Source organism: Shewanella sp. 6_MG-2023 (assembly GCF_030547195.1).
Classification (GTDB): Bacteria; Pseudomonadota; Gammaproteobacteria; order Enterobacterales; family Shewanellaceae; genus Shewanella.
In genome coordinates this window covers 1-16231 of sequence record NZ_JAUOQU010000027.1, presented here as the reverse complement: position 1 = coordinate 16231, position 16231 = coordinate 1, and the positions used below count along the sequence as shown (strand labels likewise).

Below are 16231 nucleotides of genomic sequence, written 5' to 3'. Positions count from 1 at the left end.
TTTTATCGCGATATTACACCTGTAAAAAGTCATTTGTATCAATATTGGCGCAGTGTTTGATACAAAAGGATGTGATCTACAGCAATCTTAATCGCTATTGGTGGTGTGCAGGTTTAATTTAATCGAATGGTTCGTTAACCTATCTTATTTTTAAAAATAAACAGTGACTTAAGCCGCATAAATAGAATTTGCGATTGCGATGGACTTAATCGGATTTTACCGTTTTAACCTAAGATATAGAACAATTAAGATGCTTGCCATTAAACCATACTATGAACAAGGTTATTTATTATGACTAAGCTGACCACCGTTGCTGTAATGCTAGCTTCGATTTTTTCTATTTCAACTTCTCAGGCCAGTGAGCCCATTGAAGTCATTAAGCCTGCGGTGATCACCGAGCCTGAAAAAGTTGAGCTAGGTAAAATGCTTTTCTTTGAGCCACGTCTATCAATGTCTGGTTTTATCTCATGTAACTCATGTCATAACTTGTCCCTTGGTGGTGTGGATGCACTGCCGACCTCAATTGGTCATGAGTGGCAACAAGGTCCAATAAACTCGCCTACAGTCTTAAACGCTGATTATATGCTGGCGCAATTTTGGGATGGCCGCGCTGCAACCTTAAAAGAGCAAGCTGCAGGTCCTATCGATAATCCAAAAGAAATGGGTTATACCCATGATTTAGCAGTAGATACTATCGCTTCAATGCCTGCATATGTTGCGCGTTTTAATGACATTTATGGTTCAAATGAAGTCAACATCGACCGTATTACAGATGCCATAGCGACATTCGAAAAAACCTTAGTGACGCCAAATAGCCCATTTGATAAATATTTAGAAGGCGATAAAAAAGCCATCTCTGCAGATGCACAAACGGGTTATCAGTTATTTAAAGACAAAGGGTGTGTCGCGTGTCATAACGGCCCAGCGGTTGGCGGCACTATGTACATGAAAATGGGCTTAATTAAACCATTCCACACAGACAATCCAGCAGAAGGGCGTAAAGGGGTAACCGGTAAAGAAGCTGATAAGTTCGTCTTTAAAGTACCAACCCTACGTAACATCGAGCTTACCTACCCATACTTCCATGACGGTAGCGTATGGAACCTAGATGAAGCGGTTAATACCATGGCCGACATTCAACTAGGCCAGAAAATGTCAGCTAAAGAAACAGCGCAAATGGTTGAGTTTTTGAACAGTTTAACCGGTGAACAGCCACAAATAATGTTACCGATTTTACCGCCTTCAAATGCGAATACACCGCGCCCAGTGCCGTTTAAATAATAATGCCGTTTAAATAATAATGCCGTTTAAATAATAGTGCCGTTTAAATAATAATGCCTTTTAATAATAGCGGCGTTTAAACAGTATTGAAGTCGCGATAACACTTCAGCTTAACTTTACGCCTAGCTGAACATTATCTGCAACTCCCTCAAAACCTGCGCTAGTAATAGTGCAGGTTTTTTATTTCCCCGCTATTTAAGTGTGCGCTATTCATTTAGTTTAAGTCCTATTACACTGATATAAAAAATAGCAGGAACTCATAATGCTTAACATGGATTTTTCTCAGCGGGTTGTAATTGATACCAATAAACTTCAATGGGACAAAAGCCCAGCTCAAGGAGTGTGGCGTAAACGATTGGCCAGAGAAGAAGCTGAACGTGGTCATGCGACCAGTGTGGTGAAGTATGACGCTGGAGCAAGTTTTTCATCGCACCCGCATCCATTAGGTGAAGAGATATTAGTGTTATCAGGGGTGTTTTCAGATGAAAGCGGCGATTATCCCGCTGGCAGTTATATTCGTAACCCTGAAGGCTTTAGTCATGCGCCCTTTAGCGTTCAAGGCTGTGAATTACTAGTAAAGCTACATCAATTTCAAGCTAGCGATGGCGCTCAAGTTCGTATCGATACTAACAATACACCATGGTCTGCTGGGCAAGGTGATTTAAAGGTGATGCCGCTGCATCAACATCTTACCGAATCGACAGCCTTAGTTTTTTGGCCTGCAGGTTGCCAATTTCAGCCTCATCGTCATTTTGGTGGTGAAGAAATTTACGTTATTAGCGGTGAGTTTATTGATGAATTAGGTCGTTATCCTGCAGGCACTTGGATCCGCAGTCCACATTTAAGTCAGCATAATCCTTATGTTGAACAAGATACGCTTATTTGGGTGAAAGTGGGTCATTTGCTGCTGGATGAGTAAGTTACACATTTTATAAGGACGATGGGTTAATCTTTTTATATGATGTTTATAGGATTTTTCACACTGTTTATGACAGCAATACAGGATTTAACATGACTGAACTGACAAATACCCAAGCTGATGTTGTCAGCTTTATCGAAACACTGTCTCAAACAACTGCTGAACCCGTTCGCTTTGAAGACACGATGGCAATCATCGATGCTCACTATGATTTCACTCCAAGCGCTTTTACTAATGGTAAACAAGCTAATGACGCTGGCGAAAACTCAGGTTCTTGTAAGGTGTTTTCGTTTGCGCAAATTCACCATTTAACCCAGCCTCAAACGCTGCAATTATTTGGTCAATATTATCGGGATGTATTAGCCATGCCTGAGGGAAAAGATCATCAAAACATTCGTCAATTTATGCTTAATGGTTGGCAAGGGATTGAGTTTAGCCAAGTCGCATTAGTGCTGAAAGCTTGATTTAATAATGTTCTTTATTTTAGCTTTACCAGCCTTCTACGCCTTCCATATCTGGTAGTTGATGGGCAATACCTTTGTGGCAATCAATACAGGTTTGTTCGCCGCTCTCTAAATACTTTGAGTGCATATTAGCAGCCCTATCAGATTGGCGAGTGAAGTCCATATAATCGTATTCATGACAATTTCGACATTCGAGTGAGTTATTGGCTTTTAATCGACGCCATTCATGTCCAGCAAGCTCACGACGTTTTGCTTCAAATTTTTCAGGGGTATCAATGGTGCCGACTAAGTCTGCCCATATTTCTTTAGACGCTTGCATTTTTCGGGCAATTTTATCGGTCCATTTATGGGGCACATGACAATCATGACAAGTCGCTCTTACACCACTGCGATTGGTGAAATGAATGGTAGGTTTCATTTCTTCGTAAACATTTTGATGACAGCTACTACAGAATTCTTCAGTGCTCGACATTTCTAATGCAGTATTAAATGCCCCCCAAAATATGACACCCGCTATAAAGCCGCCGATAACTAAGAAGCCTAAACTGTAATGAACACTAGGCTTTTTAATTACTCGCCACACGGTACTTAATAATGCTTTTAGCTTTTCCATTGAATCACCTTATTGGAATGTCGGGGCAGAATGAGTGGTGCAGAATCATTTGAGGTAAATGAACTAGAGCTATAAATATAGCTGAATAATACCTAAGTGGTACTTATAATTTGGTTTTTTTGCAGAAGTGAATGACACAAAAATTGGGTGCTTTATAGAGCTTAGTTTATGTGTTTTAAGCTTGCCGTAGTTATGAATCATTGTAAAAATAGATCTTTAGTATTAATACCCTACCACCTAATGGTAGTGTTTATTGCGTGTATTGGACAAAGCAATTACGGCCTTGTTCTTTGGCTTGATAAAGCGCTTTATCTGCTTTTTTGACCATAGAGATTTTGTCTGATAGCTGATTAATTTGCTCTAAATAGAATCCAACTGAGCAAGTGACATAATGCTGCCCTGCTACTTTGCCGTGGGGTTCTTTTAAATCTCGCCATTGGTTAATGATGTTATTGGCAAGTTCAAGGCATTGCTCTTGCGTCACTTGCGTTGAAACCACCACAAACTCCTCACCGCCATATCGGGCGACAATATCAGATGATCTACGGAAGACTTTTTTTAAGTTACTGGCTTGTAACTTAATAATATTGTCTCCTTTTACGTGGCCATAGCCATCGTTGTAACCTTTAAAATAATCAAGGTCGATAATAAATACACAAATACAATTTCCTGATCTGTTTTGCAAACTGAGTTGCTCTGAAAAGCGTGCTTCAAAAGTCCGGCGATTATAAATACCGGTTAAATGGTCTATCTGACTTAATCGATTCAATTTTTTATTAGCTTTTGACAGCTGTTTTAATGCCCGTTCTATTTGTAATACTCCTAGCAGGCCAACAATCAAGCCTACGACAACAAAACCTAAACTGACGGCCGTTTTATTACCATAAATAGGCTCTGTGAGTACGATGCTGGCAAAACCAATCAGCACTATTAATGAATAAGGTACAGAATATTTAAATGACATACGAAATACGAATAGGGTAAATAAGCTATACATAACAGTGCCTTCATAAGGAAAGGCAAAGGCTTCCATTTGCCAACACATTAGTATTAACCAATAGTTGATAAAGGTGAGCAACAGCATGGTGACGGCAAGCGCCATTTGGTAGAACTTCGAAAATTGCGGGTGAAAAGAGGCTAACAAAAAAGTAATACAGACAGGCAACTGCAGGTATAAACGAGAAGTGATGTATATATCGCTTACGGCATCAGGTACTAGGGCTAAATCTGCAATCATAAAGCTGCCAAGTAAAGCCGTGCCAATAATGACCAATAGCCTAAATTGAAAAAGGCTTAAAGACGTGTTGCCTATGGTGTTGGTATGTTTGTTACCCAAGCATATTGGCCTTTGTGTCATTAATTCGTTTAATATCAATATAAATAGTATGGTCATTTGATGTTAGCACAAATCGTTAATGGCGAAACAAGTCTTTATAGTCTCAATAATATCATCGACATAGCACAACTAGTGTAGCGGCGCTTTTTGTACTGGAGCTTGTTGTTTTAACAAGTCCTTGATTCAGAATTCACTTATCAAGCAATTTGGCAATGTAACGCTTAAGTATCTAAAACGTTACTGGCATAATCTCCACCGTTGTTATTGCATTACTATTGATGTCGCTTGTGATAGACACTCTGATATCGACTCGAAAGCGATAAAATTGTTATCACAGCAAGGATCATAATACGCTGTTACCTTATGAGAAACCTATTGCACTAATGCTGAAATCATTCAAGGCCAATCCCTTAATGGCTTATATCAATTAAACTTATTTAAAAGGATGTAATATGAAACGCCTGCTTATAGCCTTGTTAGCGAGTTACGCACCATTTGCTGCTGCCAATGACGTGGTTCAGTGGCAAGACAATAGTTTAACTTACCTATATGGTGACGACTTTAAGGTTAATCCTGAAATTCAACAAACACTGACTTTTGAACATGTTAGCGGTTGGAGTGTTGGCGATTTATTTATGTTTGTCGATTTCACTAAATACAATGGTGAAGAAGACTTTTTAAACGGTAAAAGCGCCTATTATGGTGAATTTAGCCCGCGCTTTAGCTTCAGTAAAATGCTTGGTGAACCGGTTGAAATGGGGGTTGTTAAAGATGTACTGCTAGCAACCACCGTTGAGTTTGGCGAAGGCGATGTTGAATCATTTTTAATTGGTGCAGGTATTGATTTAGCCATTCCTGGTTTTGATTTTTTTCAGTTTAATATGTATCGCCGCTTCCCCGATGGCCGCGATGGTGATACTTGGCAAATCACCCCTGCCTGGAAAGTCACCTGGCCTGTAGGCGATTCAAATATCGTATTTGATGGTTTTATTGATTGGGTAGTTGATTCTGATGGCAGTTATGAAAAGAACTTTCATTTCAATCCACAACTTAAATATGATTTAGGTAAGCAAGTCGGTATGCGAGATAGTGCACTTTATGTGGGTATTGAATATGACTATTGGAAAAACAAGTACGGTATTAAGAGCAGCTCGGGCTTTAATACCAATCAAAATGTGACTAGCTTATTGGTAAAGTACCACTTTTAAATATGCGAGTTGAACATTGCTAAGCGATCAGGGGAGTCACAGTCAGATCCCCCTGAGTTTTGTTGTTAATGATTATATTTTAATTATCCAGTGACACTCTAATCATTCATTTTGTCCCCTGACATCCCCTCTAATAGTTGCCCATAAATAAGCCCTAAACATTTTAGTTTTTAACGGACTGCTAAATTGCCATTAATTGCAGGCTTGAGGAAAGTGTTAGCTAACATGTCTATACTCAAAGAGCATGATTTTTTACTAGTGAGTAGATATGGCCTTAACAAACCCCTTAGCTCCACACGATTTATTGGTGTTTTTTAGCGCGGATAACCCTCTTTTGCAGTTTACGATTGATACGCTTCCGGTGCCGATTTTTTACAAAGATGTGAATGGGGTTTATTTGGGCTGTAATCGGGCTTTTGAAGACTTCATAAAAATATCGAGACAACAACTGGTGGGGTTTAGCGTATATCAATTGTTTGATAAAGCCTTGGCGGATAGTTACCAACAAGCGGATCAAGCCTTGTTTGATAATCCTGGGGTGCAAATTTATGAAAAAGAAATTCGCACCAATAGCGGAGATATTGTGTTTGTAAAATTTCACAAAACCAGCTTTTTTGATGCGGAAGGTAATGTGGCTGGTTTAATCGGAGTAATATTCGATATAACCGAACAAAAAGCCTTAGAAGCCAAATTGACTCAACATGCCACTTTTGATGACTTAACAGGCTTTTATAATCGCCGTGAAGGCGCGGCTATCGCGGTAGAAAACATGGTATTAGCGGTAAATGGCGAAATTGAATTTGGGGTGATCATGCTGGATGTTGACCACTTTAAACGTGTAAATGATCAATTCGGTCATGGCGTTGGAGATCTGGCCTTGCAACATATCGCTGCCATTATTAAGCAATCAAATTCGCCTGAAACCACAGTAATTCGATGGGGCGGTGAAGAGTTTCTTATGTTAATCAAAGCGCCTCTTAGCGATACTGTTGCTAGCCGCTCTAATGATGAGCACGATTTTAAACATGACATGCTCGTCATTGCTAACGATATTCGTGAGGCAGTTGCTTCAACGCCAATTAAACTCGACTCGCAACTTGTTCATCTTAGCATTAGCTGTGGGGTGAGTTGTTATACGAAGCAAAGCTTACGCGCACTCATTAATGAAGCTGATGAACTTTTGTATCAAGCTAAAAATAACGGCCGTAATCAAGTTTGCGGTTAATTTAGCGCTATGACCGCAAACTTATAACAAGCAGGACGATAGCGTTTTCTGAGGTATTCTTTTCATACAATCGCTTTCGTATTTCGGGCTGAACAAACTTATTCCTCAATCTTTACTCCATAAACCTTAACCCACACACCTTACGCCATACTCCACATGCCATCGTTTTAGCAGACTAGCTTCAAAATTATTGAGTTCAAGGGAGGGTTACAGACTGTCTCGCAGATTAAGCTTTTTATCAATAACGCTAGTTGTTGCATAAAGGTTAAATGACGTTTACCTTAAAATATGTGATTAAAAAATAATAAAAATTTAGCTTAGCAGTTCTTGTGCTAACGAGAACTCGATAACAAAGTTGAACTTAAGGCGGAGAAAGTCAGCTGCAACTGACTCATAAAATAATAATGGACTCAAACATGATTAAGGTAATACAGATTTATTTTATCCCCGCAGCGGTATTTCTGTCAGTGCTTATTGGTGGTGGTTATGGGACGGGCAGAGAGGTTATCGAGTTTTTTACCCAATACGGCCAAATGGGAGGCGTATTAGCCATATGCACGGCAACGGTAATTTTTGCAATAGTATTAGGAATAACCTTTGAATTTGCACGGGTGTTTAAGGTTTATGATTATCGCCATTTCTTTAAGAAATTAATTGGGCCTTTTTGGGTTGTATTTGAAATCTTATACATCTTACTGTTTTTGTTAGTGCTGGGGGTGGTGAGCGCCGCTGCGGGTAACACTTTGCAAGAGCGCTTTGATGTGCCTGCCACAATAGGGCTAATTTTAATGCCAATATTGGTGGCTTTGTTTGTGCTTTTTGGGCGACTGGTGGTTGAGAAGGCGTTAGCCTTGTGGTCAGTGCTGATGTACGGGGTATTTATTACTTATTTCGTCATTGTGGTTGGCCAATCTGATACGGATTTATTAGCCGCTACTGCGCTAACGGATATTGAGCCAAGCTGGTGGTTTGGCGGCGCATTGTATGCGATGTATAACTTGGCGATTGCCCCAGGGTTATTATTTTCTACCCGCGATATTGTAACTCGGCAGCAGGCTTTCGTGTCAGCTGCGATTGCCGCAGTTGCTATTATGATCCCGGCGTTGCTGTTCCACTTAAGTTACAGCGTTGGCTATCCTGATGTATTAGATAAACCGCTGCCCAATTATTGGATGATCCAGCAATTTGCCCCCGATTGGCTGTTAATGCTATTTATCATCGCTTTGTTTGGCACGCTTATCGAAACCGGTGTCGGCTTAGTGCAAAGTGTTATTGAACGTATCCCTGCCACCAGTGATGAGGCTAATGCAAAGCCTTGGTTAAGAGCGCTCATCGCCTTCGGTACAGTGTCATTGGCTGCATTGCTTGGCACCATAGGCATTGTCGATCTCATAGGTAAAGGTTACAGCTTGATGTCTTACGGATTTGCATGTGTTTATGTGCTGCCAATATGTACCCTTGGTGTTTATAAGGTGGTTAAAGCAGGCAATGGTGGGGCGCTAGAAATGCCACTGACTGAGGTTCAATAACAATAAAGTTTATTCTTCATCGCATGTGTCGAGTTAGATGCCTATATCGTCATTTTAGATGGCGTAACAGGCGCTATTAACACAGCGGGAACATTAATCAAAACGGACTGTTAAGCCTATTCAGTGCATCTTTCAGCATGAGGTTAAGAGCGAACTCTGTCGCTCTTGACTCTAGATTCTATCTCTTAATTCTTAATTCTTAACTCCTAGCACCTAACGCCGATATAGACTGTCACTCTAGTATTATTGCTTTATTTGACGAACTTGGGATTAACCTAAGTATCGTTTCATATACCTAAAGCTGGGCTAGCTTAACTGACGGCAGCATTATTGGCTGCAGCGCGAGCGGAGACAATACGCGCTCGAAGTTGGTCATAGCACCAATTGTATATAATCGCGTATATCAAGAAGAATGCCACCACCCCAATGTTCATCATAAACACCGTCCAGAAATCTAACTGCAACACCCACATCATAAAGGGCTGTGTGGCAAAAATAAGACCAAACTCAAAACCTAGACCATGACCTAAGCGCATTTTAAGGGTGCGTTTAATACGGTTATGACCAAATATATGGTCAAAGCCTAAGTTGTATGCATAATTCCAACTCATTGCAATTAGCGATAAGCCTACCGCTAAGCCTGTAGCAGACTTTGGGCCCGCATCAGTAAATAAAGTTGCGGCGCCGATAACAAATGCTAAAGCAATCGCTTCAAATAATACGCTGTGAAAAATGCGCTCTTTGGTGTTCATGGTCATTCTCATTTCTGTTGGGTAGTGGTTCTTGGTTGCTAAAGTTATCATTAATGACAAAAGAATAAAGTGAGTGACTACCTTAAAAAGTGATAGATAAAATGTAAAACAGCTTGGAATATTGTTGTAGCAGCCCAGTAAGGGGGATTTTCAGCCTTTTGCAAAAGAAGTTTCACACTAAACCTATGAGAAATCCCCGGCGTTAATGTGGCTTAGCGATGTCATCGTTGACGTCTTAAATCATTAAAGCTCACGAGACTGTGGCATTATTAATAGGAAGCTATTCAATAGGATTTTATAAATCGAGTTTTATAAATAGGGAGCAATATGCAACTCCCTACTCATTTAGGAGGATAAGCTAGTTTTAGTTAAGCGGAGTACTGACTCGCTTTACGTGAGTAACGCTGCTGAAAACTAAATGGACTCATTTTCAAGGTGCGAATCGCATCAACCCAGCCAGCTACCATAGGCACCAGTGTCCAGCTAAACACTAAGTACAAGCTACCCTTGAGATACTGACCTAAATAGAATTTATGCAAACCTAAGCCTCCAAACAGCACACTAAACCATATTGCAAGCTTCTGATTTTTGATGCGAACATCTGGGTCGACGCCACCGAGGGCATCTAAACCTAGCGCGGCATGACATTGTGGGCAAGTCACTTGGTTAAGGTCGATTTTTTGGCTGCACTGTGGGCAATTAATCTGTTGCATCGCAAACTCCAATGGTCAATATCGCTGATAAGGCATTATGGGTACAAGTGTGCGCTGAACAAAGGTGCATAGTTCACAAAACGAAAATAAAGCCAGAATCTAATAAGCTTTTAAGGTCTCTAGGCAAAGGCTAGCGGGTTTACAAATGCTTTTTTGATAGGTGATTAACTTGAACACTTCACATCAGTCATCCTCAGTGTATTTTGAAAATAGCGAACAATCTAATCACTCTTCTAGCATTCAAGCAGGGTAGCTGGCTTTGGTTGGCATTTAAATATTAATAGAAAGTTTGTGGCAATAGCTAACGCTTGCGGTGGGGCTCCTATGCCCCGCGAACGCTATCCTGATTCTGATAGGCTTACGCCATTTATCTGCATACACTTCGGCAACTTCCTACTGGGAATCATCCAGCGTCTGACTTCATTTAATTTATAGGTTTTTATTTAATAAGTTGCTTAACTAACTGTAAATATAAATATTTAATAGACAAATTAAGGCTTAATCGTTATCTTAATCCTGCTTTGCAAGGATGAAAAATCCGAGAGTAAACGGTTTTAAAGCCACCCTAATGTCAGTCTTAGTTTTCAGCCTGTTCATTAATATGTTGTACGCTTGAAAGAAAATCCCATTTACCTTTAAATTAGTTTTGAAATGGGTTACCAAAAAATAAAATCAAATCAAGGAAGAAAATGAATAATAACTTAAAAACTAGCCTGTTGATGGCATTGTCTGTTTTAAGCTTGTCAGCATGTTCAATCAAGCAAAAAATTGATCCTATTGAAGTGACTAATGAAACTGAAGTTTGTATCGTTGAAAATAAAGATGTACGTCCAGGATTTTTAGTTGAGTTTGAAAAAGTACTGCAGCAGAAAAAGATTAAATACAGTTTAGTTCAAGAGTTAAATGCAGAAGATGGTTGTGAGTGGACTGCCACCTATACGGCAAATTGGGCTTGGGATTTAGCTTTATACATGGTTTATGCGGAGATAAAAGTGTTTCATCAAGGCAGGTTAGACGGTGAAGCTATTTATGATGCACGTATGGGCGGCGCTAATATGAATAAATTTATTGATGCAGAACCTAAAATTCGTGAATTAGTTGAGCAACTTATGCAACAAAAGCAAGCTCGTATTCAATGGAAGGGATCAAGCCCGTTCGATTATTCACAGATGGCAATTTAAGAGTAAGCTACCTCAAAATAATTTGGGGCATACTTGGTCTTTCACAAGACCAAGTATCAAACACTGCGTCAGCCTCAAATATTTACCATTCCAAGTTGCTGCAATACGAATATGAAAATACCGTATAACCACCATGATCTTTCTCCTGTATCCATGCACTTCAAGATATTCATATAAGTTGGATCTGGGTAAACTGTTTTCGTCGCTAAAAATAAAGTCATAACGCTTCGCGCGATATTTTGTTGAGAGTGAGCAAAGTGAGTTAGTGCGGCCGCCGCTAACTCTTGGTAAGCATTAGTTCTAAGCCTTAGTTTTCGAAACGCGAACGATTTTCAATGGGTTAATTCAGCGTCTGGTGAAATTGGGTTTTAGGGTTAAGTTAACTTTTTATTTTATAATGGATTGATATTGCACTAGTCATAGGGCAGGTTGGTTGGAGATATATGAGTAAGTTAAATTAACAGGGACACAGAATGGGTAGCCCACTAGGTGGTTTTTATATGTCGGCTTTACAGCGACAGCAACAACATCAGTTTGAATTAGACCAACGGATTGGAGTAGTGCTGCAATTACGCCTTGAGCAAAACGGACATTGCCTGCTTGAACAATCGCAGTCGTTATTTATTGGCGAGGCGGTTGAATATAGCTCTGGTACGACGTCAATCAGTTGTACTTCGCAACTACTTAACTCAGGCTTATTTCAGATTGAGTGCCTAGTGGATGTGAATAACTCAAGCAGTATCGTCAATTATTGCCAAACCTTCGCACTCGCCCCAAATGAAACCACCCAATCTAATCTTGCAGACTCACCTGACTATTGTTTAACGCTGATGGCAACACAAGCCTAGCTGGTTTTTCTGTCGGAGTGTTGTGGATTAAGTTTACGCTGAGCTCACTTGTTATGGCTTTCAGTTTCACCTTGAATTTATGAGGTTCGATTTAGACCTTTTAATTGAGCACAGTGCTAATGATTTTATAAACCGTGAAAGCTCAAGTTTGATACAGGCTGAATTAACAATTACAAGCACGTCAACAAGGCGTATGAACCTGCTATTAAGTGATTTTTAGACAAAATGGTTGTTACATATTTACGAAATTATTATTAGATTTAGGCTGTCATCTGCTTTTAAACACTTTTCTACATCAGTTAAGTTCATGCTGTTTCTCCCGCCATCTCCAGTGAAACAAACTCTTTGGAAATAGCATTGATGCTTCTAAATTGGTACCACTGCAACCCGCATATCAACAACGAACACACAATAAAGCTGATAACGGGAAGCAGAAGCATTGAGATTAATGGGTCTGCTAAATTAAGTAACATCATTAAATCCATTTATTAGTCCTCATTACTTACTAATGCTGTATCTGGCTCTGTTACTGATTCAGTCAACTCAAGAGAGGTACTTAGCTCAAATAGTTGCTCTGCGATTTTACTATGCAGATTCAAAGTAATTTCTTGTTTCGCAGTTTGTAGCATTTCTGTGGTTGCTTCAGTAAAACGTGTTTCTAATGCACTCACGACATCAGCACTACTCAATTCATTCGCTTGAGCGCCAATACTTGCTGTTGCAATAACGGCAATTAACGCTAATTTTTTAAATGTACGGTTAGTTTTTGTAGATGCTGAACGAGCTACTAAATTTGTATTTGAGGTTGAGTTAAACATGGTGTCTTCCTTTTCAATTATGGGGTACACCTAGGTTATTACAAGCTGCGTGCCAAGTTTTGAGGTAATCACTTAAGCAACTGATTTAAAGTGATTTTAAGTAGTTTTAATCAAAAGGAAATCAAAAACAAATCAAAACATATTCAATTTGCACCTGTGTGATAAATAAACAGTTAGTCATTTTAACCACCTAAATAGTGAGTTTAGCTAACTCTTAATTGGCAAACCGCAAATACAAAAAAATAGCTTAATCAGTGGTGATATTATTAGGGTAGGAAGTGACATCTGAAATATGTTGGATCAGAGTAAACTAAATCCAAACACGTAGCAGTCTCCAATACTTTTTAATAATGGGTGGCATGTTTAGTTTTGCTGCTAATTCTAAGCCCAGCCCTAATCCTAACCCTGAACATTAGAAATTTAGCCTGAGTCGTTATGGTCAGGCTCTGATCCATTTATTCTCAAATTTTTACGGTATTAATGGCGGAGAAAGCCGTAGCGCTTTGCCCATACTAAACGAAAGGAAACCAAAAGCATTTCCCTTTTCGCTTCTTGCATCAAACGTCTTGCAGTCCTCATTGATACAGCATTCACCTCATGGGGTTAGACCTAATTTAAACTGATGAGTTTTAGATTAAGTTACTCTTGCCACTGACTCTACACACTGACTCTACCCACTTACTTTTAACCTATTTCCTTTAAAGTTTTCTTTATTAATTGGAAATAAAATCATTGCTTTAGGAGTTATTTTAGGTGCGGTAGTTAGCATTGGTTAGATTGAGAAACAAGGATTTAAAGGCTTTTGACTTGAATTAAGCCTTTCCACAACCAATATATATTTTAAGCATAAACAAACAGGTGGAAGTATGTTTAAAAGGGTTATGGAAAAACTGCAAAGGTCATCGATTGAATCCGACCTTAAACCGTTTAAGAAAACGTTGACACAAATAAACTCCTTTAGCGAGACATTGAAATCGCTTTGTGATGATGAACTCAAAGCACAGCTACAATCACTGTGTGCTTCTATTTCCCCGCCAATGAATATATCCACTCAAGTTAAAATTTTTGCTTCTGTGTCAGAAATATCAAACAGACTATTAGGCATGAGGCCCTTCGATAGCCAAATGTTGGCCGGGTTAGCATTACATGACGGTTATATTGTCGATATGAAAACCGGGGAAGGTAAAACATTGGCCGCAGCTGCCCCCGTTATTGTTAACGCATTAGCTGGCCGCAAAGTTCACGTACTCACCTTTAATGACTATCTGGCTAAACGAGACAGTCACTTTTTACAGCCCCTCTATCAATTTTTTGGTTTGAGCGTGGGAATGATCCAAGCTGACATGTCGTGTAAACAACGCAAAAAAGCTCATGCCTGCGACATTGTTTATGCCACAGCCCGAGAAGTTGGCTTTGATTATTTACGTGATCAATTGGTGCATTATAAACAGCAAAAAGTATTGTCGGGATTAGATGTTGCCATTGTTGATGAAGCCGATTCGATTCTAATTGACGAAGCCCGTATTCCTCTGGTTATTTCAGGTGATATCCACCAAAACAATGATCAACTGACGCACATTGCGACGGTAATTAAACAATTAGACAAAACAAACGATTATGCGGTCGATGAATTTAGCACCTCTGTTCACTTGACGGACAGCGGCAGTCGTAAAATAGAGCAACAATTTGGCTGTGAAAACCTATTTGATATCGATAATTTGCCCTTGCTGACCAGCGTCAATCTAGCACTGCACGTCGAGGTTTTGCTGGTCAAAGACATAGATTACATAGTTAAAGACAACAGCATCAAACTGGTTGATGAATTCACAGGTAGAATTGCCGAAAAGCACCGCTGGCCAGATGGTATGCAATCGGCATTGGAATCCAAAGAAGGTCTGCCAGTCAAAAAGGAAGGTCAAACCCTAGGTTCAATCACCTTGCAACATTTGATGTGTTTGTTTAAGAAAGTGAGCGGCATGACCGGCACCGCGGTGTTGGCAGCGCAAGAGTTTGAGCTGTTATACCAATTAAAAACCTGTGTTATTCCACCGCGTAAACCCTGCATTAGAATAGACAAGCCAGATCGGGTGTTCAGTACAAAAGCCGAAAAAACCATTGCCATTTGCAATGAAATATCCTTGATTCAACGTACAGGGCAACCTGTTTTGGTGGGCACGCCCAATGTCCGCGAGTCTGAAAACTTATATGCTTTGTTAGTTGAAAAAGGGATTGAGTGTTGTCTGCTCAATGCTAAAAATGATGAGCAGGAAGCCCAAATAATTGCTCAGGCAGGTGCTTGGGGGGCCGTCACCATCTGTACCAACTTGGCCGGACGCGGTACAGATATTTTACTGGGGGCAAAAGACACTGCAAGCAATATACAAGTAAAAAAGGCAGGTGGCCTGCATATTATCGGCACTAGCCGATTTGAGTCGAGACGGATAGATGATCAATTACGTGGACGGGCGGCAAGGCAAGGCGAGCCTGGGTCTTCGCAATATTTTGTCAGCCTTGAAGACAAATTGTTTAATCACTTGGGGCAGGATGGCTTGTTGTCTGGCAAAAGTGACACTGGGGAGTTGCTATCCAATGCCCGTATCAGCAAAAAAATTGCGCACGGCCAGCGAGTGCTAGAAGGCGCGAATCTTGATAGACGCAAAGCGTTATACAAATACAGTGATTTGGTTGAACAGCAAAGGCAAATGATCCACCAACTACGGAATGACATTTTACAGGGGGAAGGGGCTGAAGAGTTTAAAAGCAAAGTCACATCGCGTTGGCAAAATCTCAGTACAGTCGTGAGTGATGAAAAGCTCAATGAAGCCCTGAATATTGTAGTTATGCACGCCATCGACAAACTATGGGTCCAGCATTTGTCTGAGATTGACTATATCAAAGAAGGCATTAATTTAGTGGGGACTGCGGGCACCAGTTTTATGTTAAGTGGTAACGAGCCTTACCATGTGTTTATCCAGCAGGTGCAGCAAGTTTTTGAACAATTATTGGCAGAATTAAAAACGGTGGTGGTTGATTTGTTCAATAACCTTGCCATAGACGAAAACGGGATTAATCCCAACAGTGAATTATTTGCAATGACAAAATCGACCTCATCATATGTGGTCGCTGATAATCCATTTGACGCTGTAGACAGACAGTTTATAGCCAGTATATGGAAGAAGTTGAAGTTAGAATAAAATTTATTGGAGGTAGAGAAACTAACTTCGATTGTAGGAACATGTTGGGGAAAATGAATATTTTACGTCGGAGTAGAGACTGTAACTAATTTTGTGTAACTGCTTATCAACACGTACTCTATAGAGAGTCAAGGATAGGCAGATACTCAT

Annotated in this window: 14 protein-coding genes; 9 read left to right on the top strand and 5 right to left on the bottom strand. The window is 40.0% G+C overall.

Going from position 1 to position 16231, the window contains the following annotated elements; all coding sequences use genetic code 11:
• Positions 1–291: 291 nt before the first annotated feature.
• The 3 genes from Q4533_RS15120 to Q4533_RS15110 all read left to right on the top strand — a co-directional run bounded on the left by Q4533_RS15120 (position 292) and on the right by Q4533_RS15110 (position 2664).
• Positions 292–1281, top strand: a complete 990-nt coding sequence (locus Q4533_RS15120) for a cytochrome-c peroxidase (protein ID WP_102476288.1) — start codon at positions 292–294, stop codon at positions 1279–1281.
• Positions 1282–1543: 262 nt separating this feature from the next.
• Positions 1544–2200: a cupin domain-containing protein gene (locus tag Q4533_RS15115; protein ID WP_303503125.1), complete on the top strand. Its 657-nt coding sequence runs from the start codon at positions 1544–1546 to the stop codon at positions 2198–2200.
• Between the two features lie 92 nt (positions 2201–2292).
• Complete coding sequence (locus Q4533_RS15110; protein WP_102476290.1) at positions 2293–2664, top strand: HopJ type III effector protein; 372 nt, start codon at positions 2293–2295, stop codon at positions 2662–2664.
• A gap of 25 nt (positions 2665–2689) precedes the next feature.
• Here the strand turns inward: Q4533_RS15110 and Q4533_RS15105 are convergent, their stop codons facing one another.
• On the bottom strand, positions 2690–3277 hold the full coding sequence (locus Q4533_RS15105) for a NapC/NirT family cytochrome c (RefSeq protein WP_144210697.1): 588 nt from the start codon (positions 3275–3277) through the stop codon (positions 2690–2692).
• Between the two features lie 250 nt (positions 3278–3527).
• The gene (locus Q4533_RS15100) at positions 3528–4613 is read right to left on the bottom strand and encodes a GGDEF domain-containing protein (RefSeq protein ID WP_157936463.1); all 1086 of its coding nucleotides are present in this window, start codon (positions 4611–4613) and stop codon (positions 3528–3530) included.
• A gap of 452 nt (positions 4614–5065) precedes the next feature.
• On the opposite strand from Q4533_RS15100, the gene Q4533_RS15095 reads away from it, so the two are divergent.
• From Q4533_RS15095 to Q4533_RS15085, 3 genes are all read left to right on the top strand, one after another.
• Entirely contained in the window at positions 5066–5821 is a 756-nt protein-coding gene (locus Q4533_RS15095; protein WP_303503121.1) for an outer membrane protein OmpK, read from the top strand.
• Positions 5822–6089: 268 nt separating this feature from the next.
• On the top strand, positions 6090–7046 hold the full coding sequence (locus Q4533_RS15090) for a GGDEF domain-containing protein (RefSeq protein ID WP_303503119.1): 957 nt from the start codon (positions 6090–6092) through the stop codon (positions 7044–7046).
• A 416-nt stretch (positions 7047–7462) separates the two neighbouring features.
• A complete protein-coding gene (locus Q4533_RS15085) occupies positions 7463–8575 on the top strand; it encodes a hypothetical protein (protein WP_102440479.1) in 1113 nt (370 codons plus the stop codon).
• Positions 8576–8886: 311 nt separating this feature from the next.
• On the opposite strand, the gene Q4533_RS15080 is transcribed toward Q4533_RS15085, so the two are convergent.
• Positions 8887–9327: a PACE efflux transporter gene (locus Q4533_RS15080; protein ID WP_303503116.1), complete on the bottom strand. Its 441-nt coding sequence runs from the start codon at positions 9325–9327 to the stop codon at positions 8887–8889.
• A 368-nt stretch (positions 9328–9695) separates the two neighbouring features.
• Positions 9696–10040, bottom strand: a complete 345-nt coding sequence (locus Q4533_RS15075; RefSeq protein ID WP_102440481.1) for a TM2 domain-containing protein — start codon at positions 10038–10040, stop codon at positions 9696–9698.
• Between the two features lie 689 nt (positions 10041–10729).
• Here Q4533_RS15075 and Q4533_RS15070 point away from each other — a divergent pair.
• Positions 10730–11221: an Sbal_3080 family lipoprotein gene (locus Q4533_RS15070; RefSeq protein WP_303503114.1), complete on the top strand. Its 492-nt coding sequence runs from the start codon at positions 10730–10732 to the stop codon at positions 11219–11221.
• A gap of 473 nt (positions 11222–11694) precedes the next feature.
• Positions 11695–12069, top strand: coding sequence for a hypothetical protein (locus Q4533_RS15065; RefSeq protein ID WP_303503112.1), 375 nt, complete (start codon positions 11695–11697; stop codon positions 12067–12069).
• Between the two features lie 488 nt (positions 12070–12557).
• Here the strand turns inward: Q4533_RS15065 and Q4533_RS15060 are convergent, their stop codons facing one another.
• On the bottom strand, positions 12558–12887 hold the full coding sequence (locus tag Q4533_RS15060) for a hypothetical protein (protein ID WP_102438692.1): 330 nt from the start codon (positions 12885–12887) through the stop codon (positions 12558–12560).
• An 866-nt stretch (positions 12888–13753) separates the two neighbouring features.
• Here Q4533_RS15060 and secA2 point away from each other — a divergent pair.
• Complete coding sequence (gene secA2 / locus Q4533_RS15055; RefSeq protein ID WP_102531041.1) at positions 13754–16081, top strand: accessory Sec system translocase SecA2; 2328 nt, start codon at positions 13754–13756, stop codon at positions 16079–16081.
• Positions 16082–16231 lie beyond the last annotated feature (150 nt).